23 protein-coding genes are annotated in these 23,667 nt (G+C 65.7%); 11 read left to right on the top strand and 12 right to left on the bottom strand.

The window, feature by feature from the left end; translation table 11 throughout:
- The first annotated feature begins 62 nt into the window (after window positions 1-62).
- Window positions 63-680 (top strand): nuclease PIN, encoded by a 618-nt coding sequence (locus tag ABIB27_RS06985; protein WP_354215848.1) that lies wholly within the window; start codon window positions 63-65, stop codon window positions 678-680.
- A 1-nt stretch (window position 681) separates the two neighbouring features.
- Entirely contained in the window at window positions 682-1,698 is a 1,017-nt protein-coding gene (locus tag ABIB27_RS06980) for an inorganic phosphate transporter (RefSeq protein WP_354215849.1), read from the top strand.
- Between the two features lie 44 nt (window positions 1,699-1,742).
- Here the strand turns inward: ABIB27_RS06980 and pstB are convergent, their stop codons facing one another.
- The 4 genes from pstB to pstS all read right to left on the bottom strand — a co-directional run bounded on the left by pstB (window position 1,743) and on the right by pstS (window position 5,871).
- On the bottom strand, window positions 1,743-2,522 hold the full coding sequence (gene pstB / locus ABIB27_RS06975) for a phosphate ABC transporter ATP-binding protein PstB (protein WP_354215850.1): 780 nt from the start codon (window positions 2,520-2,522) through the stop codon (window positions 1,743-1,745).
- 80 nt (window positions 2,523-2,602) lie between these two features.
- Window positions 2,603-3,715: a phosphate ABC transporter permease PstA gene (pstA, locus tag ABIB27_RS06970; protein WP_354215851.1), complete on the bottom strand. Its 1,113-nt coding sequence runs from the start codon at window positions 3,713-3,715 to the stop codon at window positions 2,603-2,605.
- Complete coding sequence (gene pstC, locus ABIB27_RS06965) at window positions 3,716-4,648, bottom strand: phosphate ABC transporter permease subunit PstC (protein ID WP_354215852.1); 933 nt, start codon at window positions 4,646-4,648, stop codon at window positions 3,716-3,718.
- Between the two features lie 104 nt (window positions 4,649-4,752).
- A complete protein-coding gene (pstS, locus tag ABIB27_RS06960; protein WP_354215853.1) occupies window positions 4,753-5,871 on the bottom strand; it encodes a phosphate ABC transporter substrate-binding protein PstS in 1,119 nt (372 codons plus the stop codon).
- A gap of 234 nt (window positions 5,872-6,105) precedes the next feature.
- On the opposite strand from pstS, the gene ABIB27_RS06955 reads away from it, so the two are divergent.
- Window positions 6,106-7,233 carry an FUSC family protein gene (locus ABIB27_RS06955; RefSeq protein WP_354215854.1) on the top strand — a complete coding sequence of 376 codons (1,128 nt, stop codon included), beginning with the start codon at window positions 6,106-6,108 and terminating at the stop codon, window positions 7,231-7,233.
- Between the two features lie 73 nt (window positions 7,234-7,306).
- On the top strand, window positions 7,307-8,680 hold the full coding sequence (gene radA, locus ABIB27_RS06950) for a DNA repair protein RadA (protein WP_354215855.1): 1,374 nt from the start codon (window positions 7,307-7,309) through the stop codon (window positions 8,678-8,680).
- 363 nt (window positions 8,681-9,043) lie between these two features.
- Here radA and ABIB27_RS06945 read toward each other — a convergent pair whose 3' ends face one another.
- Together ABIB27_RS06945 and ABIB27_RS06940 are read right to left on the bottom strand one after the other, a co-directional pair.
- Window positions 9,044-10,273 carry a beta-ketoacyl-[acyl-carrier-protein] synthase family protein gene (locus ABIB27_RS06945; RefSeq protein WP_354215856.1) on the bottom strand — a complete coding sequence of 410 codons (1,230 nt, stop codon included), beginning with the start codon at window positions 10,271-10,273 and terminating at the stop codon, window positions 9,044-9,046.
- Between the two features lie 6 nt (window positions 10,274-10,279).
- Window positions 10,280-11,893: a peptide chain release factor 3 gene (locus tag ABIB27_RS06940; protein ID WP_354215857.1), complete on the bottom strand. Its 1,614-nt coding sequence runs from the start codon at window positions 11,891-11,893 to the stop codon at window positions 10,280-10,282.
- Window positions 11,894-12,472: 579 nt separating this feature from the next.
- Here ABIB27_RS06940 and ABIB27_RS06935 point away from each other — a divergent pair.
- The gene (locus ABIB27_RS06935) at window positions 12,473-12,658 is read left to right on the top strand and encodes a hypothetical protein (protein ID WP_354253730.1); all 186 of its coding nucleotides are present in this window, start codon (window positions 12,473-12,475) and stop codon (window positions 12,656-12,658) included.
- A 217-nt stretch (window positions 12,659-12,875) separates the two neighbouring features.
- On the top strand, window positions 12,876-13,952 hold the full coding sequence (gene disA, locus ABIB27_RS06930) for a DNA integrity scanning diadenylate cyclase DisA (protein ID WP_354215858.1): 1,077 nt from the start codon (window positions 12,876-12,878) through the stop codon (window positions 13,950-13,952).
- Window positions 13,953-14,039: 87 nt separating this feature from the next.
- Here the strand turns inward: disA and ABIB27_RS06925 are convergent, their stop codons facing one another.
- Complete coding sequence (locus ABIB27_RS06925; RefSeq protein WP_354253729.1) at window positions 14,040-14,738, bottom strand: hypothetical protein; 699 nt, start codon at window positions 14,736-14,738, stop codon at window positions 14,040-14,042.
- Between the two features lie 250 nt (window positions 14,739-14,988).
- Here ABIB27_RS06925 and ABIB27_RS06920 point away from each other — a divergent pair, with 250 nt between their 5' ends.
- The 5 genes from ABIB27_RS06920 (at window position 14,989) to ABIB27_RS06900 (ending at window position 17,873) form a co-directional block, all read left to right on the top strand.
- Window positions 14,989-15,939, top strand: a complete 951-nt coding sequence (locus ABIB27_RS06920) for an iron-sulfur binding domain-containing protein (protein WP_354215954.1) — start codon at window positions 14,989-14,991, stop codon at window positions 15,937-15,939.
- Window positions 15,940-16,005: 66 nt separating this feature from the next.
- Entirely contained in the window at window positions 16,006-16,437 is a 432-nt protein-coding gene (locus ABIB27_RS06915; RefSeq protein WP_354215860.1) for a DUF3592 domain-containing protein, read from the top strand.
- A gap of 3 nt (window positions 16,438-16,440) precedes the next feature.
- On the top strand, window positions 16,441-16,872 hold the full coding sequence (locus ABIB27_RS06910; RefSeq protein WP_354215861.1) for a DUF3592 domain-containing protein: 432 nt from the start codon (window positions 16,441-16,443) through the stop codon (window positions 16,870-16,872).
- Window positions 16,873-16,909: 37 nt separating this feature from the next.
- Window positions 16,910-17,401, top strand: coding sequence for a hypothetical protein (locus tag ABIB27_RS06905; RefSeq protein ID WP_354215862.1), 492 nt, complete (start codon window positions 16,910-16,912; stop codon window positions 17,399-17,401).
- A 178-nt stretch (window positions 17,402-17,579) separates the two neighbouring features.
- Window positions 17,580-17,873, top strand: a complete 294-nt coding sequence (locus tag ABIB27_RS06900) for a DUF3040 domain-containing protein (RefSeq protein WP_354215863.1) — start codon at window positions 17,580-17,582, stop codon at window positions 17,871-17,873.
- Window positions 17,874-17,894: 21 nt separating this feature from the next.
- Here the strand turns inward: ABIB27_RS06900 and dhaM are convergent, their stop codons facing one another.
- From dhaM to ABIB27_RS06875, 5 genes are all read right to left on the bottom strand, one after another.
- Window positions 17,895-18,581 carry a dihydroxyacetone kinase phosphoryl donor subunit DhaM gene (dhaM, locus tag ABIB27_RS06895; RefSeq protein ID WP_354215864.1) on the bottom strand — a complete coding sequence of 229 codons (687 nt, stop codon included), beginning with the start codon at window positions 18,579-18,581 and terminating at the stop codon, window positions 17,895-17,897.
- A complete protein-coding gene (gene dhaL / locus ABIB27_RS06890) occupies window positions 18,578-19,210 on the bottom strand; it encodes a dihydroxyacetone kinase subunit DhaL (RefSeq protein WP_354215865.1) in 633 nt (210 codons plus the stop codon). The genes dhaM and dhaL overlap by 4 nt, the downstream gene beginning before the upstream one ends.
- 2 nt (window positions 19,211-19,212) lie before the next feature.
- Entirely contained in the window at window positions 19,213-20,214 is a 1,002-nt protein-coding gene (gene dhaK, locus ABIB27_RS06885) for a dihydroxyacetone kinase subunit DhaK (protein WP_354215866.1), read from the bottom strand.
- 222 nt (window positions 20,215-20,436) lie between these two features.
- Window positions 20,437-20,946 (bottom strand): amino-acid N-acetyltransferase, encoded by a 510-nt coding sequence (locus tag ABIB27_RS06880; RefSeq protein ID WP_354215867.1) that lies wholly within the window; start codon window positions 20,944-20,946, stop codon window positions 20,437-20,439.
- Window positions 20,947-21,159: 213 nt separating this feature from the next.
- Window positions 21,160-23,652 carry an ATP-dependent Clp protease ATP-binding subunit gene (locus ABIB27_RS06875; protein WP_354215868.1) on the bottom strand — a complete coding sequence of 831 codons (2,493 nt, stop codon included), beginning with the start codon at window positions 23,650-23,652 and terminating at the stop codon, window positions 21,160-21,162.
- Between the last annotated feature and the right edge of the window lie 15 nt (window positions 23,653-23,667).

The raw sequence follows: 23,667 nt of genomic DNA, 5'->3' as shown, positions 1-23,667 counted from the left end.
TGCGTCAAGTCACAGTGGGCGGCCCCCGACCCAGTACATCACCCGGAGACCGGTAACCCAACGTGAAGCTGCGCCTTTTCCCCCAGGAACCTGCAGGGCTGACCCTGCTGTCCCAGATGGCCCAGCAAATTGTGCGCGCCAGCGGCACCATGGCCGAGATCCTCGGCGTTCCCGCCAGCGAGCACGCCAAGCTGGTGGACGACATGCATAGCCACGAAGCCAAATCCGCCGAGCTGCACTTCGCCCTGCTGACCCATATGCGCACGAGCTTCGTAAACCCCCTCCCCCGCGAAGACATGTACGCCCTTTCCCGCTACCTCAACGAGGCGCTCGAGAAGCTGGACGGCGCCGCGGAACTCGTTTTCCTGTACAGGCTGGACCGGTTGCCCCGGCGGGCCGCGGACCAGCTGGAGATCATCAGCCGGCAGGCCGAACTCACCGTGGACGCCATGAGGCGGCTCAACAACCTCGATGACCTCGAGGATTACTGGATCGAAATCCTCAGGCTGGCCAAGCGTGCAGAACGGACGCACCGGATCTGGGTGGCGGACATGATCCGGGACATGAAGTGGGCGCAGTACTCGCGTAACCGTGACGTCGCCAACCAGCTCGTAGAAGTCACCAAGGACATGCGCCGGATTGCCACCCAGGTAGGCAGCATCATCGTCAAGGAATCCTGAGGTGACAGCAGTCCTCTTCGGCGCCGTGGTCCTGCTGACCGGGGTGTTTGCTTTCCTCAATGGCTTCAGGGACGTCTCCACCTCCGTGGCACTTGCCGTCCGGACCCGGGCACTCACGCCCACGGTGGGTGTGCTGCTGGCCGCCTTCTTCAACCTTGTGGGCGCCTTGCTTAGCGCCTCCATAGTGGTGTCCGTCAGCCACACGTGGATCCACCTGCCGGAGGGGGTAAGCGGCCTGAGCATCCTGCTGGCCGGCGTGGGCAGCGCCTGCGCGTGGGGCCTGCTGATGTGGTGGCGGGGCATCCCCGCATCCTCCACGCACGCCTTGGTGGGCGGACTTGCCGGCGCCGGACTCGCCAGCCTCGCGGTGGGCGGGATGGGAGTGGGTGGCGTTGACCGGTCCCTAGTGGTCCAGGTGATCCTGCCGCTCCTACTCTCCCCCATCGTCGCCTACATCGGCGCGTACTTGGCGGTCTTCCCTGTCAGCTGGGCGGCCCGTTATGCCCAGCCCAATGTCATCAACCAGCGCTTCCGCCGTGCCCAGGCCATTGCGGCCGGTGCTGTGGCGTTCGGCCACGGCATGCAGGATGGCCAGCGAGTGGGTGCAGTCCTGCTGCTGGCTGTGGTGGGGGCCGGTTATACTGACGGCGACAGTATCCCTGTGTGGGTGGCGCTGGCGTCCGCCATCTTGCTCACTGCCGGAACGCTTTGCGGCGGCTGGCGGATCTCCCACACCATCGGCTACAAGATCACGCGGGTTGATCCGCTGCGCGGTTCCGTAGCCCAGACCTTCAGCGCGATGATGCTGTTCTTTGGTGCCATCGCGCTGCAGGCGCCGCTCTCGACCACCCACACCGTGACATCCGCCGTGCTGGGCGCGGGCGAGAACCAGCACTTCGCGGTGACCAACCGGAAACTTGTCCTGCAGATTCTGGGGCTGTGGGTGCTCACGCCCTTGACGGCCGCAGCCGTCGCCTTCGTGTTCGCGCTGGCGCTCTCACCCCTGGCGGGCGCCTAAGCCCAGCCCTGCAGGTAACCCCTTAAACACAGGATGTTGGTGGGCTATCCGAAGCGGCCGGAAACGTAGTCTTCGGTGGCCTTCTGGGTGGGGTTACTGAAGATGTTCTGGGTGTTCCCGTATTCGATCAGCTTGCCTGGCTTGCCGGTACCGGCGATGTTGAAGAACGCCGTCTTTTCCGAGACGCGGGCCGCCTGCTGCATGTTGTGGGTCACGATCACCACGGTGTACTGGTCCTTGAGCTCATTGATGAGGTCCTCGATGGCCAGAGTGGAGATCGGGTCCAGGGCCGAGCACGGCTCGTCCATGAGGATCACCTGCGGCTGCACGGCGATGGCGCGGGCGATGCAGAGGCGCTGCTGCTGGCCGCCTGACAGGCCCGAGCCCGGCTTCTCCAGCCGGTCCTTGACCTCGTTCCAGAGGTTGGCGCCCAGCAGGGAGCTTTCCACCAGCGCGTCAGCCTCGCCCTTGGAGATCTTTTTGTTGTTCAGCTTCACACCGGCCAGCACGTTGTCGCGGATGGACATGGTGGGGAACGGGTTGGGCCGCTGGAAAACCATGCCGATCTGGGATCGAACGGTCACGGGATCAACACCGGGTCCGTAGAGGTTGTCGCCGTCCAGCAGGACTTCGCCTTCAACGCGGGCGCCGGGCAGCACTTCGTGCATGCGGTTCAGCGTGCGCAGGAAAGTTGACTTGCCACAGCCTGAGGGACCAATGAAGGCCGTCACGGACTTTGCCTCGATGTTGATGCTGACATCCTCCACGGCCAGAAAATCGCCGTAGTACACGTTCAGGTCTTTGACGTCGATGCGCTTAGACATGATGTTCCTTCACTTACTGGGGGTACGGATTGAAGTCTAGGGTTTGGTCGCGAGGACCAAAATGGCCTGCCGAAACTTTTTCAGCGGCCCGTCTTGGGGGCAAAAATCCTGGCGATCAGGCGGGCCCCGAGGTTCAGGACCATCACCAGGATGATCAGCACCAAGGCTGCGCCCCAAGCACGCTGCGACGACGGATCAGGGTTGGCCGGCGAGGTGGGGTTCAGGATCTGGGTATAGATGAACGTTGGCAGGGAAGCCATCCAGCCGCCGAAAACGTTGTTGTTGATGCTGGTGGCGAACCCGGCGGTGACCAGAATGGGGGCGGTCTCACCGATTACGCGGGCGATCGCGAGGGTGACGCCGGACGCAATGCCGGAGATCGCCGTCGGGATAACCACTTTGATGATGGTGCGCCATTTCCGGACACCCAGCGCGTAAGCCGCTTCGCGCAGCTCGTTGGGAACGATCTTCAGCATTTCCTCGCTGGAGCGCACCACCACGGGGATCATCAGCACGGAAAGGGCGACGGCGGCGACGGCGCCGGTTTTGGTGCCGGGCCCCACTACCGCGAAGAAGAACGCGGCGGCGAACAGGCCGGCCACGATGGACGGGATGCCCGTCATTACATCCACGAAGAACGTGATGGCGCGTGCCAGCCTGCCGTCATTGCCGTACTCCACCAGGTAAATGGCGGTCAGCAGTCCGACCGGAACGGAGATGATGGTGGCTACCAACGTGATCTGGACGGTGCCGATCAATGCGTGGTAGATGCCGCCGATCACGGGGGCACCCGCTTCCACGGCCTTGTTGTCATAGGCGCCCGTGACGCCGTTCATGGAGCTGGTGAGGAAGCCCGGGGCGATGAGCCCGGGGATGCCGTTGACCAGCACGGTCCAGATCACCGAGATCAGCGGGAGCAGTGCGATCAGGAACGAACCCACCACCAGGCAGGTGGCCAGCTTGTCCTTGGCCTTGCGGCTGCCCTCCACAATGGCGCTCCAGCTCACCAGGCCGATGGCGAAGAGCAGGGCCGAGACGATCCCCCAGCCAAAGGCGTTGAAACCGATCAGTGCCAGGATCGCGGCGCCGACAATAAGCGCAGCCGCCAGGACCACGTACGGTGCATAGGACGGAAGCTGGCCCTTTGTGAGGGCTGAGCGCTTATTGCGCACCGGAGTAATAGTGGAGGACATTTAGTTGGCTCCCGAGAATTCTTTGTGCCGGCTGATGATCCAGCGGGCGATCATGTTCACGGCAAGCGTGATGAGGAACAGGACCAGGCCGGCGGCGATCAGTGTGCTGACCTTGAGGCCGCTGGCTTCGGGGAAGTTCAGGGCGATTTCCGCGGCAATAGTCTGGTTGCCGGACGTGATCAGGCTGGCGGTCAGGGCACCCGAGGAGAGCACCAGTGCCACGGCCATGGTTTCGCCGAGCGCGCGGCCCAGGCCAAGCATGACGGCGCTGATGATGCCCGGCCGGGCGAACGGCAGCACTGACATCTTGATCATTTCCCAGCGGGTGGCGCCGAGGGCCAGTGCGGCTTCCTCGTGCAGTTTGGGGGTCTGCAGGAAGATTTCGCGGGTCAGGGAGGTGATGATGGGCAGCACCATGACCGAAAGCACGATCCCGGCGGTAAGGATGGTCTTGCCGGTGGCGGAGGCCGGGCCCTGGAAAATGGGCAGCCAGCCCATGTTTTCGGCCAGCCAGTTGTAGGCCGGGGAGATTTCCTTGGCGAGGAACGCTGCACCCCAGGCGCCGTAGATCACCGAGGGGATCGCGGCCAGGAGGTCAACCACGTAGCCCAGGCCGGAGGCGAGCCCGCGCGGGGCATAGTGCGAAATGAACAGCGCCACCCCAATGGCGACCGGCGTGGCTATTACCAGGGCGATGACAGCGGCGATGAGCGTGCCAATGACGATCGGCCAGATGTAAACGAAGAAGCCTGCTCCGCCCTGGATTTCGGCGGCCGGGGCGGTCAGCGCCGGAATGGCCTGGACAACAAGGAACAAAGCAACGCCGAAGAGGATGGCGAGGATGAGGCACCCGGCGGCCAGTGCGGCGCCGGAAAAGATCTTATCCCCGGCGCGGCCTGCGCCCTGGGAACTGCTCAGGGAGGTGGCGGTCATTCCAGACCCTTCGGTTGTTTGGCGGTGCGCAAGAACTAGCTTACAAAGCCAAGTTCCCCACCCCGCCTTTCGGCGTGGCGGGGAACTTGGATCAGGGCTAAGTACTAGGACTTGACCTTGATGGATTCGATGGCCTTGGTGGCCTTCTCGGCGAGGGAGGCCGAGAGCGGTGCAGACTTCGCGGCGTCAGCTGCTGCCTTCTGGCCGGCGTCCGAAACTACGTAGCTTTCGAAAGCCTTGACCAGGTCAACGGTCTCCTGCTTGTCGTAGGTGGAGCAGACGACGTGGTAGGAAACCAGGACGATCGGGTAGGCGCCTGAAGCAGTGGTCTTGCGGTCCAGCTTGATGGCAACGTCGTTGGCGGAGCGGCCTTCGACCGGCTTGCCGGCTTCAACGGCCTTGGCAGCGGCGTCAGCGGAGATCTTGACGAACCCTTCGCCGACCTTGATGGAGGCGGTGCCCAGCTTGCCGCCCACGGCGGAATCATCAGCGTAGGTCACGGCGCCCGGGGTGTCGGTGACGGTCTTGACAACGCCGGAGGTGCCCTTGGCGTTTTCGCCCTGCAGGGTTGCGGGCCAGACGCCGGAAGCCTTGTCGGTCCAGACGTCGGCTGCAGCAGCGGAGAGGTAGTCGGTGAAGTTAGTGGTGGTGCCGGAGTCGTCAGAGCGGTTCACCGGGGTGACCTTCGTGTCCGGGAGGGTGACGCCCGCGTTCAGGGCGGCAATTGCCGGATCGTTCCAGGTGGCGATCTCGCCGCGGAAGATCTTGGCCACGGTGGTGGCGTCAAGCTTCAGCTCGGTGATGCCGGGCAGGTTGAAGGCCACGGCGATCGGGGAGATGTACACCGGGAGGTTGAGGGCGCCGTCGGGGCCGCACTTGGCCTTGGAGCTGGCCAGCTCTTCATCCTTGAGATACGCGTCGGAACCGGCAAACTGGGCCGAACCGTCGATGATGGCCTTGCGGCCTGCGCCCGAGCCGTCCGGGGAGTACTGCACAGTGGCACCGGAGTTGGCGGCTGCGAAGCCTGCCTTCCAGGCGTCCATGGCTGGGCCGGTGGAGGAGGCGCCGATTCCGGTCAGGGTGCCGGTCACTTTGGTGCCGGAAGTCTGGGTGCCGGCAGGCGTGTTGCCCGTGGCGTTGTCTGAACCGCAGGCGGTGAGCGCGAGTGCGCCGGCCGCGATTACAGCGATAGCCGCGTGGCGGCCGAAACGGAATGCCTTCACTAGATGTACCCCTTCCAGGGTTATTCAGTTGCGGGCAGGGCCGGAGGCGGCCTGCAGCGCGATGCGTACGTTTTGTACCTTCATCGAATTTAGGCGCCGCAGGTAACGGGATTGGCGGCCGAGAGTGAACGGAAGGTTAACGAACGTTGGCCATTAGCCAACAAGTGCGACGTCACCATTGCGAAGGTCACACTTTTGGCCGTAGGGGGCCGGGCGGCAAATAGACTGGAGGGCATGGCCGCAGCAGCAGGACTCTCAGCAAGCAGGCGCTTCCTGCGCGGACGGATCCGCACGGGCCTGATCCGGAGCCGGAACTCACTGCTCCCTGCCGTCCAGATGACTGGCTGCGCGGTGGGCGCGTACGCCTTCGCCGAGTACGTCCTGGGCCATTCCGGTCCGCTGTTCGCGGCCACGTCGTCACTGATAGCACTGGGCTTTTCGCGTGACCCACGCCTGCGGCGCGTCATGGAGGTGGGCCTGGGCTGCACCATCGGCATCGCCGTCGGTGATTTGCTCCTGCACTGGCTGGGCAGCGGCATCTGGCAGGCCGCCGTCGTACTTCTGTTCTCCATCCTGTTGGCCCGGTTCCTGGACAGCGGCACCATCTTCGCCACGCAGCTGGGGCTGCAATCGCTGCTGGTGGTCCTGCTGCCGGCGCCGGCCGGCGGGCCGTTCACGCGCAGCCTGGACGCCGTGGTGGGGGGCCTCTTCGCCCTGCTGGTTACGGTCCTGATCCCGAAAGATCCGCGCCGGGAGCCCCGCAGCGACGTTCGGAAAATCCTGCACGAACTCTCCGAGGTGCTGCGCGAATGTGCCGTGGCCCTGACGGAAAGTGATTCCACCCGCGCCTGGCATGCCCTAGTCCGCGGCCGCAATGGCCAGCCCCTGGTGGACCGCATGAGGCAGTCGCTGCGCTCATCGAACGAAGTGGCCACCCTGTCGCCCGCCCACCGACGGCACCGCGATGAGCTGGACCGGCTGGAACAGTCCCTGGACTTCATCGACCTGGCGCTCCGCAACAGCCGTGTCTTCGCACGGCGGCTGACCAGCGCCATCAACCACACGGCGCTGTCCGACGAAGCTACCGAGAACATCTCCGACGTCCTGATAGAAACCGCCGCAGCGATTGATGAGCTGTCGTTGGGCCTGGCAGAAACGCACGACGGCGTGCGCCGCGCCCATCTCCGCACCGCCAGGCACGAACTAAGCGAGATTGCGTTGCGGCTGCATCCCAAACTGCTGGAGGTCCAGCTTTTGGAGGGTGAGACAGTAGTGATGCTGTTCCGTCCGCTCATGGTGGACCTGCTGGAGGCCGCCGGCATGGATTCGCGCGAGGCCCGGGACGTGCTGCCCGGCCTGTAGCCTGCCCCGGTGGGGACTTGCGAGTATAGGGCGCCGACGGGGAATGTCCGCCCCCACGGTTAAGGTGGAACGCATGGCAACAAAGACTTCCCGCGCCGCCAAGGCGCCCGCATACAAGTGCGCCGAATGCGGCTGGACCACAGTTAAGTGGGTGGGGCGCTGCGGTGAGTGCCAGGCGTGGGGCACCGTTGAAGAAACGGGCGCCGCGGTTGCGCGTACGACGGCGGCCACAACGGTTGTGGAGCCGGCGCGCCGGATTGCCGAGGTGGACGCCACGACCGCGGCTTTCCTGCCCACCGGCGTGGACGAACTGGACCGCGTCCTGGGCGGCGGACTGGTCCCCGGCGCAGTCATCCTGCTGGCCGGCGAGCCGGGCGTGGGCAAGTCCACGCTGCTGCTGGATGTCGCCGCGAAGTTCGCCCGGACCGCGCAGGACGTCCTGTACGTGACCGGCGAGGAGTCCGCCGCGCAGGTGAAGCTGCGCGCCGAGCGGATCGACGCCGTCGCCGATTCCCTGTACCTGTCAGCGGAAACGGACCTGGGGCAGGCTCTGGGACAGGTCGAAAAGATCGAGCCGCGGCTGCTCATTGTGGATTCGGTCCAGACCCTCAGCAGCGCGGACGTGGACGGCAGTGCCGGCGGCGTGTCCCAGGTGCGTGAGGTGGCAGCGTCCATCATCGCGGCGGCCAAACGGCGCAACATGACCACGCTGCTGGTGGGGCATGTGACCAAAGATGGGTCCATTGCAGGGCCACGGCTGCTGGAACATCTCGTGGACGTGGTGTGCCAGTTCGAAGGTGAACGCCATTCCCGGCTCCGGATGCTGCGCGCGGTGAAGAACCGGTACGGGCCCACGGACGACGTCGGCTGTTTTGACCTGAACGAGAACGGAATTGAAGGGCTCACGGACCCCAGCGGGCTGTTCGTCAGCCGCACCAAGGAGCCTGTGTCCGGCACCTGCATCACCGTGACCATGGAAGGCCGGCGGCCCTTGCTGGCCGAAGTGCAGTCGCTGCTGGCCGAGAGCCCCAACTCGCAGCCCCGCCGCGCCACCAGCGGGCTGGACAGTTCCCGGGTGTCCATGCTGTTGGCCGTCCTGCAGCAGCGTGCCGGTTGCCTGCTGCACAAGGACGACTCCTACGTGGCCACGGTGGGCGGCGTGAAGCTCAGCGAACCCGCCACGGACCTCGCTATTGCATTGGCAGTGGCTTCGGCCAAGGCCCGCAAGCCCCTGCCCATCCGGCTGATCGCGTTCGGTGAAGTGGGCCTGGCCGGTGAGGTGCGTCCTGTGCCAGGCATCAACCAGCGCATCCAGGAGGCCCACCGCTTGGGCTTCACGCACGCCGTGGTGCCGGCCAGCCATAACGGGCCTGGCCCCGTCCCGGCGGGCTTCTCCGTGCGGGAAGTGGAGCACCTGACGGAGGCGCTGAGCCTGCTGATCGGCTAGGCCGTCGGACGGTCGGGCCTATGCGGCAGGCAGGCCGGCGACGAGGGCGCATTGTTCCTAGTACCACCCTGCCCATGGCGTGTGGACGAACTCTTCCGGCTGGTTGCGTTCGTGGGCAGGCGTGACGGCGTGGTTGTGGTTTTCGTGTTTGGCTGCCGTCATGGTGCCTCCTTGAATGGGCACAGGCCGATTACGGCGTCGTCCGCTCCCCCATCGACGGCGCCCGGGACAGGAGCTGTTGAATGGTGGTTCCGATTAAAACTTGTTGCGGGGCTTGAAGCTCTTGGCGCCGGCGAACCAGCCAGATTCGGGGGAATCGCCCGAGTTGTCCCAGGGCGCACCTTCACCGAGCGGCTGCGACGGTCAGCTCCCCGTAATCACCAGCGCAACGCTGTGTCCGCCGAAGCCGAAGGCGTTTACGAGTCCGGCGGGGGCTGAACCGGACGGCAGCGTGCGGGAGTTTTCGGTGACGACGTTCAGGTTCACTTCGGGATCCAGCGCCTCGATGTTCACCGTGCCCGGCAGCTGGGCGGCCTGCAGGGCCTGGACCACCACCACGGCGGCGAGTGCACCGGCACCGCCCAGCAGGTGGCCGGTGTGGCCCTTGGTAGAGGTCACCGGCACGTCAGCGCCGAAGATGGCGTTGATGGCCTGCGCTTCCAGCCGGTCCCCTACCGGCGTGGAGGTGGCGTGGGCGTGGATGAATCCGATGTCCGAAGCCTGCAATCCAGCCGAGGCCAGGGCCTTTTGCATGACGCGCTGCTGCATGGCCGGATCCGCCGCCACGATGTCGTTGGCATCGGAGGTGACCGCTCCGCCTGCTACTGCGCCGAGGACGGCGGCGCCGCGTGCCCGGGCATGCGCCTCACTCTCAAGCACCACAATCCCGGCGCCTTCAGCGAGGACAAAACCGTCGCGGCCGGCGTCGAACGGGCGGGATGCCCGCTGGGGCTCATCGTTGCGCGTGGACAAGGCGCGGATCTGGGAAAACCCGGTGATCACCAGGTCGTTCACGGAGGCGTCCACACCGCCGGCAATGACGACGTCGGCCGCTCCCGAACGGATCATTTCGGCGCCTTGGACAATGGCTTCGGCGCCGGACGCGCACGCGCTGACCGGTGTGCGGGCTCCGCCGCGGGCGCCAAGGTCAATGGACACCCAGGCTGCCGGGCCGTTGACCATCAGGCGGGTAAGGGTGTGCGGCGAAACGCGGCGGGGGCCGCCGCTCGCGAGTGCCCGGTCCTGCTCCAAAGTGGAGCCCAGGCCGCCGTAGGCAGAGCCGATCACCACGGCAAACCGCTCAGGGTCCACGTCCGGCGCGCCGGCCTGGTGCCAGGCTTCGCGGGCAGCCACCAGCGCCAGCTGGCCACACCGGTCCATCCGCTTGAGCTCGCGGGTGGTGAGGTGCTCGGACATGTCGGCAGCGACCTGCCCGGCCATCCGCACGGGCAGCTGCGCCGCCCAGTCAGCATCCAGCGCGGCGATCCCGGATTTCCCGGTCACGAGGCCGGACCAGGTCTCGGCCGCGGTGGAGCCGAGCGGATTGATGGTGCCGACGCCGGTGATCAGCGCGCGTGGGTGGACTGCAGTCATTGGACTCTACTTCGCGGGATTGTGGGTGCCGATGGGCATGAGGGTCAGATCGGGGTGGTTCTTCTCGATCCGGCGGAGGGCCCAGACGTCGTTGAACAAGGCGAGGTATTCGCCGTCGGACCTCAACAGCACCTCGGCGCCCGGCACGTTGGCGAGCGCGGGCATGGCTTCCGCCGTCGAAATCCTGGCGATGGAGTACGGCAGCCGTTCCAGCCGCATGGGCGCGCTGAAATCATGCGCCATCCTGTCCTCCACCACTTCGAACTGCATGGGTCCGACGGCGGCAAGCACCGGCGCCTGGTCGCCGCGGACGTCGGAGCGGAGCACCTGGATGACGCCCTCGTGCTCGAGCTGCTCGATGCCGCGGCGGAACTGCTTGAACTTGCTGGGGTCCTTGGACCGGGCCACCTGAAAGTGTTCCGGGGCGAACAGCGGGATGGCCGGGTACTCCACCGCGCCTTCGAGGAACAGGCTGTCGCCTACGCGCAGCGTGGAGGCGTTCACCAGGCCCACCACGTCGCCGGGGTAGGCCTCGTCAATGACCTCGCGTTCGCGGCCGAACACCTGCTGGGCGTATTTGGTGGCGAACGACTTCCCGGTGCGGGTCTGGGTGACCACCATGCCGCGTTCAAAGACACCCGAACAGACGCGGATGAAGGCCACATGGTCGCGGTGGGCCTTGTTCATGCCGGCCTGGACCTTGAAGACAAAGCCGGAGAAGGACGATTCAACCGGGCGCGGGCTGCCCTCGATGTCCGGGCGGGGTGCGGCGGGCGGTGCGAAATCCACCAGTGCGTCCAGCAGTTCCTTCACGCCGAAGTTCAGGGCGGCGGAACTGAACAGGATGGGGGTGGCGGTGCCTGCATGGAAGGCTTCGACGTCGAATTCAAGATTGGACTCGATGACCAGGCCGGCCTCGTCTACTGCGTCGGTCCAGTTGTTGCCCTGGCTCTCGGCGGCCTCTTCCGGCGTGAAGTACTCCGTCAGCGCGATGTTGGCGCCGGAATTGTTGCGCTGGAAGCGGGCGAAGCGGTCCTGGCGGAGGTCCCAGACGCCGCGGAAGTCACCGGAGATGCCCACGGCCCAGGTCAGCGGCATCGGCTGCAGGCCGGTCCGCTCGGTTAGCTCGTCCATGAGCGCCAGCGCGTCCAGGCCGGGCCGGTCCCACTTGTTGATCACGGTGATAATGGGCAGGTTCCGCGCCTTACAGACCTCAAACAGCTTCATTGTCTGGGTTTCCAGGCCTTTTGCCGCGTCAACCAGCATCACTGCGCAGTCGACGGCGGCGAGGACCCGGTAGGTGTCCTCGGAGAAGTCGGCGTGGCCGGGGGTGTCCAGCAGGTTGATGACGGTGTCCCGGTAGGAGAACTGCAGGGCGGCGGAGCTGATGGAGATGCCGCGGTCCTTCTCCATCTGCATCCAGTCCGAGACCGTTTCCTTGCGGTTGGCCTTGCCGCTTGAGGCACCGGCGGTACCTATCACTTTCGCGTGCAGCGCCAATGCTTCGGTAAGCGTGGACTTGCCGGCGTCAGGGTGCGAAATAACAGCAAAGGTCCGACGCCGGGCCGCCTGTTTGTGAATCTCGTGGACCCGGGCGGGGCTAAGGACATCTTGGGACACGGTGCTACTTTCGCTGCGATGGGGATACCCCAGGGCACTCGTCAGGCCTTAAGGTAAAGCGTGGCTCTCTGTCAGCCAAGTTCCAAGTTTATCGCAGCGCCGGTTGCTTCCTCACTTCAGCCGGCGGGCAGGAAATCTCCTCACTGCACGCTTCCTCGCCACTATGCACGCCGCCGAATGAATAGTCACAATGTTGTCCATTCGCTTTTCGGATGTCATACGCTCTGAGTCCCGCGTGCCCACCGAGGAGCGGCGGCGGCCAAGACGGACTGCTGGAGGTTGCGTTGGTTAACGAATCAGGATTGAGCTGGGCCGTCAAAGGCAGTGGCGCCCGCAGTCCGGACCGGGGCGGAATTTGCCTTTCCCTGGGACGGCGCCGCACCTGCTGCTTTGGCAAATCTATCCACGGGCACACTGCAGTTCCAGGGTGCGGTCCGGCTGACGGGCCACTGGGAATGCTCGACGTCTGACTCCGGGATCCGCGGATTGAACTCACCGAAGGGGGCTGCACGCTGCACCTCAGGCAGCGCGGCGGCCGGGACACTGACAAGTTCCTCCCGTTTGCCACGCTGAATGTGCGTGGCAAACGCGGGGTCCGACGGCGGCTCCCGGGATGGTTCCGCGTCCGGGGACAGCGCTGCGTCCGGGTCAGTCGTTTTCTTGGCGTCGCTGACCGGCCAGGGGCGCCTGCTGCTGGGCGGTCAATACAACGTCGGGGAGGCGCTGAGCCCAGTCCGCCTGACTTTCCCGCCCCACACCCGCTGACCTACAAAGTGCCCGCCCGGCCACCCGCTGTCGAACGTGTTCCGCGCCTTTGGACGGCACCCCCGCATGGGGCACTTTGGGGCTTGCCCGTGCGGTTGTTCGGATTTTTTACCCCTATCATTGACCTAGCAGAAAAATGAGTACTTTTGGTCCTGCCGGCTCAGCGTGACTTCCGGCATTCTGCGGGCGCTGGTCCGCACCTTTGAAGGGAACACCTATGGCGCGGAGCCCTGAAGAATCGCTCAAGGCGACTCTCGGCAGAGTGGCTCCGGGAACGCCGCTGCGGGACGGACTCGAGCGCATTCTCCGCGGACGGACCGGCGCACTGATCGTGCTGGGGATCGACCGGACCATCGAATCCATCTGTTCCGGCGGCTTCGACATCGGGATCGACTTTTCCCCCACACGGCTCCGCGAGCTGGCCAAAATGGACGGTGCCATCATCTGCGACAAGGACGCCGGCAACATCCTGCGCGCCGCCGTCCAGCTGGTCCCTGATTCAAGCATCGAGACCCAGGAATCCGGCACCCGGCACCGCACCGCCGAGCGAGTAGCCATCCAGACCGGCGTCCCGGTGATCTCCGTCAGCCAGTCCATGCAGATCATTGCGCTCTACGTCAACGGCCTCCGGCACGTTCTGGAGGGATCCGAAAAGGTCCTGGCCCGTGCCAACCAGGCCCTGGCCACGCTGGAGCGGTACCGCTCGCGCCTGGACCAGGTCACCAGTTCGCTGTCCGCCCTGGAGATCGAGGCCATGGTGACCGTCCGCGACGTCGCCGTCACCCTGCAGCGGCAGGAAATGGTCCGCCGCATCTCCGAGGAAATCTCGCAGTACGTCCTGGAACTCGGCGAGGACGGCCGGCTGCTGTCGCTCCAGCTGGATGAGTTGACCGTGGGCCGTGGCCCGGGCAGCGATGTCATTATCCGCGACTACGCCGGCCCGGACGCTTCCGCCGACGACATCGAAAAGGCTGTGAGCGCCTTGGTGCACTTGGGCCCCACAGAGCTGATCGACCTCGGCAAGATCTCCGGGATCATCGGTTTCGCCGGCGGTGTGGACACGCTCGACGCCGTGGTGCAGCCCCGCGGTTACCGGCTCCTCTCCGGCCTCAAGGCAGTTCCCAAAGCCGTGGCCGACCGCCTGGTGGACCACTTCGGCGGCCTGCAGTTCCTGATGGCTGCCTCCATTGATGACCTGATGACCGTTGACGGCATCGGCGACCAGCGCGCCCGCACCGTCCGCGAGGGCCTGAGCCGGATGGCCGAAGCAAGCCTGCTGGACCGCTTCCTCTGATCCCCACCGGCTAGTCCCCACCGGCACCCCCGGCCCCGCAAGTCCCTACCGGCTCCCTGCCGGCGTGGGCTCAGGGGAACGGCATGGTCAGTTGAGCTGGAACACTGCTTTGGGGCTGGCTTTCGAGCCAAGCTTGGCCGTGTAGATGTAGTAGGCCCCGCCGCCGCCGGGCTTCGCCTCGATGGGCTTGCATCCTTCGAGTGTACGGTTCATGGCCCACGGGAAGTTGGCCGTCTCGCTGGCGCCCGGCGCAATGGTCTTCACGAGGTCTTCGCTCTTTGCCTGGCAGTCCTTGGACGAGAAAATCCTGTCCGCTCCGCTGGTCACCAGGAACTCCATCTGGGACGTCCCCATGTTCACTTCGCAGGGCGTGGTGCCCCCGTTGGTCACCTTCAGGCTGAGCAGCGGCTTTTGATCCGGGCCGTACGCGGCCTTGTCAGTGGACGCCGAAACGGTGACGAGGTTCTGGTTGCAGGTGGGCGTCGGTGTGGGCGTGGGAGTCGGGGTGTTACTGGGCAAGGCCGACGGCGACCCGCTGGGAACGGGGGCCTCTCCGGTGGCGTCCGGGCTGGCGGCGGTGGACGACGCCTTCTCTGTGCCGTTGAAAGCGCCGGCCGCGGCAAAGACGCTAAACGCCAAGCCCACCACAATCAGGAGGGCTATGCCCACAAACAGTCGACGGCGGCGGTAGACGGCAGGGCTCGGCGTGCGCGGCGCACCGGAACCAGTCCGGGAACCGGAAGCGGATGCCGTGCTGCGCTGTGATGAATTGTCTTGCCTGCCCATCCTTCTAGGCTAAAGAACCGGCCGGATTCTGCCTGCCCACCACGCCGTCGCCCAGCCAACGCTAAGGTCACAGTTTGCCGGCGGCGGTCATGCGGGCGGTCATGCGGCCGCCTTGCCGGCACTTTGGCATCGCCCGCGAGGCATCAACTACAGTGTGGGGATCGACGCTACAACCCTTTCCCCAGCACTGCCCGCGGGCGCCGCTCCCTTTGATGCCCCTGACGCCGCGCACGTTCCGATCCAGCCCGCCATGGATGGGCCCGGTGCCGGCCAACTCAGCGGACTGCACCGCCGGATCACGGGCTGGTTCGCGGAGACGGCGCGGGAGCTTCCCTGGCGCGAACCGGACTGCTCACCGTGGGGCATCCTGGTCAGTGAGGTCATGCTGCAGCAGACCCCCGTGGTGCGGGTGCTGCCGGTTTGGCACGAATGGCTGGAGCGCTGGCCCACCCCCGCCGGCCTTGCGGGAGAACCCGCGGGCGAAGCAGTCCGATCTTGGGGCCGGCTCGGCTACCCCCGCCGCGCGCTCCGCCTGCACGCAGCCGCCGCAGCCATCGTCCGCGACCACGGCAGTGAAGTCCCCGGTAATTACGCTGAGCTCCTTGCGCTGCCCGGCGTGGGGAGCTACACGGCCGCGGCTGTGGCTGCCTTCGCCTTTGGACGCCGTGAGACTGTGGTGGACACCAACATCCGGCGGGTGCACGCCCGCCTCATTTCCGGCGTCGCGCTCCCTTCCCCGTCCCTGAGCGCCGCGGAGATGCGGCTCGCCGCGGAACTGCTGCCCGACGACGACGGCACTTCTGTGCGCTGGAACGCCGCGGTCATGGAGCTGGGGGCACTGGTGTGCACGGCGCGGGCGCCGAAGTGTGCGGCCTGCCCGGTGCGCGACTCCTGCGCCTGGCTGGCAGCCGGCGAGCCGCCGCCGTCGTACATCCCCAAAGGCCAGGCGTGGCACGGTACGGACCGTCAGGTCCGGGGCGCCGTGATGGCTGTGCTGCGGCTGGCGGACACCCCGGTTCCGGCGGAAATGTTCCAGCAGGAGCCCGCGGACCTGGGCTTCGCACCGGAGGGCATCGGCGTGCCGTTGGCCGCGCTGCACCGGCTGAAATCCGCCCCCGAACAGCTGGAGCGTGCGCTGGCCGGGCTGCTGGGCGACGGGCTGGTCGAGCTGCACCAGGGCGGTTACCGGCTGCCTGCCTAAGGCATTTTTAGGGCCGTCCGTGGCCCGGGTGGCATACTTTCTGGTGACTCGTATCGGGGGACATCTATGAGAATCGTGCTGTACATCATCTGGGCCCTGTTCGTGGCCGGCGTCATTTTCGCGCTGATCCATTCGCTGCGGAAAACCAGGCGCCAGGAAAAACTGATCGCCAGCTGGCCAAAAGTCCAGGCCACCGTCACCGGCAACGTGGGCGGCTGGAGCGGTGGCAGCGGCGGCTCATCACAGAGCCGGCGATATTACCCCACGTTCCGGTTCGCCGACCCGAACGGGACCCTGTATGCCGGCGAATCCGAGGTTTCGTACCGCAACCAGCAGGTACCGGGATCGCTGGTGGAGGTGGCGTATAACCCGGCCAATCCCAACCAGTCGTTCCAGGTAGCTTCTGAATCCAAAATGGTGCTCGGGTGCCTGGTGCCGTTCTTCGCGCTGTTTTGCCTGCTGCTGTTCTGGGTTGTCGGCGCCTTCCCGCTGGACTGAACCGTGGATTTCCTGAAACTGCTTTTTATGGTGCTGCCCGGACTTTTCCTCATTCTGGGCCTGATCCTGGCAGGGCTGCCCCTCGCCGCGTCATTCCGCCGGAAACGTTCCATGGCCGGGTGGTCGCACGCCTCCGCCACTGTCACCGGCAACCTGCACGGCAAGGACGGACCGGGGAGCAACGGCCGGGACCGTTTTGCGCCGTCTTACGAATTCGAGGACGCCAACGGCAAACGCCGGCTGGGCCAGTCCGACATCTACAGCCAGGACCAGGCGATCATCGGTGAGCGCATCGCCGTGGTGTACAACCCGGCCTGGCCGGCCGAATCCACGCTGCGGGGTTTCGTTATTGCTAAGGGCCGCCTGGCGACGGGTCTCATTCTGGTGCTCTTTGGCGCGGCGGCCATAACAATGTTTGGGTCACTTTCCCGGTAGCCGTGCCGCCCCGCGGGTGCCCGTCCTACGCTGAAGTATGCGCAAGTCCGGACTGCTTCTGGCACTGCTGACAACGACGGTTCTCGCCTCCAGCTGCTACTACTATCCGGGCCCGCGGCGCTGCCCGGCGATCGCCCAGGCGACAGTGGTCTCGGTGACCATTCCGGTTTCCTACGTGCCTGAGGTGGCCACCCTCCGCCTTAAGGCGTGCCAGGACGGCGTGTGCAAGGAAGACGCCGTGGAACTCCGCCCGGGATCTGTCTCCGTGGACCAGGGCTGCACCCCCGACGGCAGCTGCTCGGCCACCGCCTCGCCGGACGGGACGCTGACGGGCATGCTGTTCCTGGACTCCCTCACGGAGGCCACGATGGCGGTGACCGCCACCGGGAACGCCCCCGACGGGAGGGCCCTGCCGGTCCGTACGCTCGAATTCCGGCCGCACGGCAACTTCCCCTTTGGCGAAAACTGCGGAAGGTTCGTCAGCGCGTCTGTAGTGCTCGACGCCGAGGGGTTGCGGGCGAGCTCCTGACCTTCAGTTCCGTGCGGCCCCGGCCAGCGGGCCTGGCAGAAAAATACCCGCCAATCCGGGCCAGCGGCGCCCGCCCCCAGCGGGTATTGACTTCCGTCGACAACACTCTTAGCGTCAGGTTTACTAACACTGCGAATGTTAGATTTAGAGAGTTACTGGACGCCAGACGGGGGTTCCGATGCCGCTATCAGATCGGGAGCGCAAGCAGCTGGAAGAGCTGGAGGCGGATCTGGCGGCGGTCGATCCGCAGCTCGCGCAAAGACTTTCGTCAGGTTCCATCAGGTCCAGGCTCCGTGCCAGGACCTTTCTCGGGCTGGCCTTATGCCTGCTCGGGCTGGTTTTGCTGATCACCGGCGTCAGCACGCAAATCATCGTGGTCGGCGTCGGCGGCTTCCTTCTCATGGGGGCCGGCACATACTTGCTTCTGGGCTCGCACCCCCGGCGGCTTCGCAAGAGCCTCAAGCAACCCTGACCAGCCCAGAACTGCGGACGCTTACGGCTCGCCGAAGCCTGCCTGGACCAGGCCGCCCACGTAGTTCATGGCGCGTTCCGCGTCCGGTCCCCAGGCCTCAACGTGCAGCATGGACCCCTTACCCGCGGCCAGGGTCATGAGTGACGTCATGGAGGCGCCATCCACCCCGTTGACTGTAACTTCCGCGTTCAGGGCCGCCAGGCCGCCCGCGAGCTTGGCCGCCGGGCGGGCATGCATGCCGGCCTGGTTGATGAGCTCGAAGTCACCGGTGAATTCCGGTCCGGTACCTGTCACCGAACCTTCCGCGACGGAGCTGACGGGGGACGCCGGACCGCAGGCATACACGGCCTCGGCGGCCCGCTTGACGGCCTGCATGTCCGCGCCGCCCTGGGCGGCCACTGCGGCAGCTACCAAGCCTTCCACCAAGGGTGCGTCCGCGAGGAGCACCCCGGACGGGTCCCCCGCGAGTTCCTGCGCCGATTCCGCCGTCATCACGGCGGAGCCAAGGTCGGTCAAAACCACCACACCGTCGCCGCCTGCAGTCTGATCCAGCGCCGACATGACCTTCTCCAGGCTCGTCCCGATCCTGCCGTCCGCGGTGCCCCCGGCGGCTACCATCAGGACGTCGGGCGCCATCTGGGCGGCAAGCTCCACGGCACCGTCGGCGATTTTTTCGCTATGCGAGACCACCACCAGGCGTACTGTCATGCTGCGGCCCCGACGGCGGCCCGGAGAATCAACGCGCTGGAGGCGGCGCCGGGGTCGCGGTGGCCGGCGCTCCGCTCCCCCAGATAACTGGCCCTGCCCTTGCGGGCCACCAGCGGGTCCGTTGCCACCGCGCCCGCTTCGGCGGCCTCGGCGGCAGCCACCAGCACAGCCAGGGCATTGCCAGTGCCGTCGGCAGCGGCGGCCTGGGCAGCTTCGGCCGCGGGCGTCCACGCATCCACCATGGTCTTGTCGCCGGACTTCGCCTTGCCCCTGGCCACGATCCCGTCACGGGCAGCAACCAGTGCAGTGGCCAGGGCTGCCGGGTCAACCTCGAGTGCATCACCGAGGGCAGTGGAGGCACGCAGGAAGGCCGTGCCGTACAACGGTCCGGCGGCACCGCCCACCTTGGACATCAAGGTCATGGCCGTAAGTTTGAGTGCCGCGCCAGGCGTCTCCGGCGGGGCTTCAGCCAGCTTCGCCAGGACGGCCTGGAAGCCACGGTCCATGTTCTCGCCGTGGTCCGAGTCGCCGATGGCGCGGTCCAGCTCTATGAGCCACACCCGGTTCTCGGCCATCGCCTCGGCGCACATCGTCAGCCATTTCACGGCCCACTTGACGTCGAGCAGCATCGCTATACTCCCCAACGCAGCGCAGCCGTGTGCACCGGGGCGTCCCACAGTTGCGTCAGTTCATCGTCGAGCCGGAGCACCGAGATGGAACAACCCTGCATCTCCAGTGCGGTGATGTAGTTACCTACCAGTGAGCGCTCCACAGTGGCTCCCCGATCCGCGATCACCTGCACCGCACGGCGGTATACGATGTACAGCTCACTCAACGGAGTGCCGCCCATTCCATTGACAAACAGCAGGACCTTCTCGCCAGCGGCAATGCCCAGATCGCTGAGGACAGGCTCCAGCAGCCGGTCGGTGATGCCGTCCGCATTCTCCATCGGGATCTTGTGCCGGCCGGGTTCGCCGTGGATCCCGATGCCGATCTCGATCTCGTCGTCCGCCAGGTCGAAGCTCGGCACCCCGGCGTGCGGCACCGTGCACGCCGACAGCGCGACGCCCATGGTGCGGACGTTGCTGTTGACACGGTCGCCGATTGCGGCCACTGCATCGAGGTTGTCGCCCCGTTCAGCCGCGGCGCCGGCGATCTTCTCCACGAGGACCGTTCCGCCTACTCCGCGGCGTCCGGCCGTGTACAGCGAATCCTCCACCGCCACGTCGTCGTTGACGAGGACCGTGCGGACCTCCACGCCCTCGGCCTGAGCCAGTTCGCCGGCGGTCTCAAAGTTCAGGACGTCGCCGGTGTAGTTCTTCACTATGTGCACGACGCCGGCACCCGAGTTAACGGCAAGCGTCGCCGGAAGGATCTGGTCAGGCGTGGGTGAGGTGAACACCGCCCCCGGCACGGCGGCGTCGAGCATTCCCTTCCCGACGTAACCGGCATGCAGCGGCTCGTGGCCGCTTCCCCCGCCGGAAACGAGTCCGACCTTCCCGGCCACGGGAGCGTCTTTGCGCGTGACGTACTTGGGGTCCGCGCTGACGGTGACGAGGTGGGCATGGGCAAGGCCAAAGCCCTCCACCGACTCGTCAACTACGGAACGGGGGTCATTGATGAGCTTTTTCATGGCAGAACTCCTGGGTATGGGCTCGTCCTACACGATGCACTTTGACCCTACTACCGCAGCATGTACTCCGGTAGCCTCCCGTCTCCCGCCGCCAGGGCTGAGGTAAGGGACAGCCCCCAATGACCGTCCCTTACCGGCGGGCCCCAAACTGCAGCCCGCTCAGTTTATCCATCAATTCGACTAAAACAAACGGAAAGTGAAGTCCGTTTACGGCGGGCAGGGTTAGAGGGCCTTGATCATTCGGGTATTGCCCAGGGTGTTGGGCTTGACCCGGGCCAGGTCCAGGAATTCAGCCACGCCTTCGTCATGGGAGCGGAGCAGCTCCGAGTAGACCACCGGGTCCACCGCAGACTGGTCCGCCATCACCTCGAAGCCGTGGCGCTTGAAGAAATCCACCTCGAAGGTGAGACAGAAGACGCGGTCCACGCCGAGCGCCCGCGCCTCCTCGAGCAGGCTTTCCACGAGCACGTGGCCCACTCCCTTGCCGCGCCATGCATCCGAGGCGGCCAAGGTGCGTACTTCGGCAAGGTCCTCCCACATCACGTGCAGGGCGCCGCAGCCAATGACTACACCGTCGGCCGACTCGGCGATCCGGAATTCCTGCAGGCTCTCGTAGTAGGCCACCGTTTCCTTTGCCATCAGGATCCGTCGGTCGGCCAACGGCGCCACGAGGGCTTTGATGGCGTGTACGTCGCCGGTACGGGCAGGGCGGATACGGAAGGAGTCAGTCACACCCACAATCCTACGGCGGCCGTCTGCGGGGTCAGGGTCGGAATCGACCGCCGGGTCCGGCCCCGGCTCCCAGACATTTGTGTAGCTTGCGTCAGAGCGACAAAGGAGCAGCAAGCGGCAAATGGCGCCGGTACCTTCGCGGACGCCGCCCAACACACGGCACACGAAAGCCCCGCCTGCTCTTGTGGAACGGGCGGGGCTTCGGTTTGGTGCTTAGACGCTTGGGGCGATCTCCGGGATGCGCGGCTTGGCGTTGCCGGCGAAGGTGAACTTGGCGTCGTCTCCTTCGCCGTCCACACCCACTACCACGATGTCGCCGGCGTGGAGCTCGCCGAACAGGATCTTCTCGGAGAGCTGGTCCTCGATCTCGCGCTGGATGGTGCGGCGCAGCGGCCGGGCACCCATGGCAGGATCGTAGCCGCGGGTTGCCAGGAGCACCTTGGCCGCGGGTGTGAGCTCGATGCCCATGTCCTTGTCCTGGAGGCGCTTCTCCAGCCGGCCAACGAACATGTCCACGATCTCGATGATCTCGTCCTGGGTGAGCTGCGGGAACACCACAACGTCATCCACACGGTTCAGGAACTCCGGGCGGAAGTGCTGCTTGAGCTCCTCCGTCACGCGGGCACGCATCCGGTTGTACCCGGTCTGGGTGTCCGTGCCGGACTGGAAGCCGGTGGCAACGCTCTTGGAGATGTCCCGGGTGCCCAGGTTGGTGGTCATGATGATGACGGTGTTCTTGAAGTCCACCACGCGACCCTGGGAGTCGGTCAGGCGGCCGTCTTCGAGGATCTGCAGGAGTGAGTTGAAGAGGTCGGCGTGTGCCTTCTCCACTTCGTCGAACAGGACCACGGAGAACGGGCGACGGCGGACCTTCTCGGTGAGCTGGCCACCCTCTTCGTAGCCGACGTAGCCCGGAGGGGCACCGAAGAGCCGCGAAACCGTGTGCTTTTCGGAGTACTCGGACATGTCCAGCGTGATGAGGGCATCCTCTTCACCGAACAGGAACTCGGCCAGGGCCTTGGCCAGTTCGGTCTTGCCGACGCCGGTGGGGCCGGCGAAGATGAACGAACCACCGGGACGCTTGGGGTCCTTCAGGCCTGCACGGGTGCGACGGATCGCCTGGGACAGCGCCTTGATGGCCTCGTTCTGGCCCACCACTCGCTTGTGCAGTTCGTCTTCCATCTTCAGCAGGCGCGAGGACTCTTCCTCGGTCAGCTTGAACACCGGGATGCCTGTGGAGTTGGCCAAAACCTCGGCGATGAGATCCTCATCCACCTCGGAGATGTCGTCCATGCCGCCGGACTTCCACTGGCGTTCCTTCTCGGCGCGCTCGGTAATTAGCTTCTGCTCTTTGTCCCGGAGCGACGCAGCGCCTTCGAAGTCCTGCGCGTCGATGGCTGATTCCTTCTCCATCTTCAGCTGGGCGATCCGCTCGTCCATGGCCTTAAGCTCCGGCGGGGCCGTCATCCGGCGGATGCGCAACCGGGCGCCAGCCTCATCGATCAGGTCGATGGCCTTGTCCGGCAGGAAGCGGTCCGAGATGTAGCGTTCGGCGAGGCTGGCGGCCGAGGCGAGGGCGCCGTCGGTGATGGTCACGCGGTGGTGCGCCTCGTAGCGGTCACGCAGGCCCTTAAGGATCTCGATCGCGTGTGCGACAGAAGGCTCCTTGACCTGGATCGGCTGGAAGCGGCGCTCCAGCGCAGCGTCCTTCTCGATGTGCTTACGGTACTCATCCAGCGTGGTGGCGCCGATGGTCTGCAGTTCACCGCGGGCCAGCATGGGCTTGAGTATCGATGCAGCATCAATGGCACCTTCGGCGGCACCTGCACCAACAAGGGTGTGGATCTCGTCAATGAAGAGGATGATGTCGCCACGGGTGCGGATTTCTTTGAGGACCTTCTTCAGGCGCTCTTCGAAGTCACCGCGGTACCGGGAACCGGCCACCAGGGACCCAAGGTCCAAGGTGTAGAGCTGCTTGTCCTTGATGGTTTCCGGGACGTCGCCGCGGACGATCGCCTGCGCGAGGCCCTCAACGACGGCGGTCTTGCCAACGCCGGGCTCACCGATCAGGACGGGGTTGTTCTTGGTCCGGCGCGACAGGACCTGCATCACGCGTTCCATTTCGGACTCGCGGCCGATCACCGGGTCCAGCTTGTTCTCGCGCGCAGCCTGTGTCAGGTTGCGGCCGAACTGGTCCAGGACCACGGAACCGGCAGGGGTGCCTTCGGGCTGGCCCGGGCCGACGCCTGCGCCGGTGGTTTCCTTGCCCTGGTAGCCGGAGAGCAGCTGGATGACCTGCTGGCGGACCCGGTTCAGGTCAGCACCGAGCTTGACGAGCACCTGTGCAGCAACGCCCTCACCCTCGCGGATGAGTCCCAGCAGGATGTGCTCCGTGCCGATGTAGTTGTGGCCCAGCTGCAGCGCTTCGCGCAGGGAGAGTTCCAGCACCTTCTTGGCGCGGGGCGTGAAGGGGATGTGGCCGGACGGGGCCTGCTGGCCCTGGCCGATGATCTCCTGTACCTGCTCGCGGACGCCATCGAGCGAAATGCTCAAGGACTCAAGCGCCTTGGCGGCCACACCCTCACCCTCATGGATCAGCCCCAAGAGGATGTGTTCGGTACCAATGTAATTGTGGTTCAGCATGCGTGCCTCTTCTTGGGCAAGCACAACGACGCGACGGGCACGGTCCGTAAATCGCTCAAACATTTCGCCACACTCCTA

The sequence above is a fragment of the Arthrobacter sp. UYEF21 genome (assembly GCF_040546085.1).
GTDB lineage: Bacteria > Actinomycetota > Actinomycetes > Actinomycetales > Micrococcaceae > Arthrobacter.
This window is presented reverse-complemented; position numbering and strand designations above follow the sequence as displayed.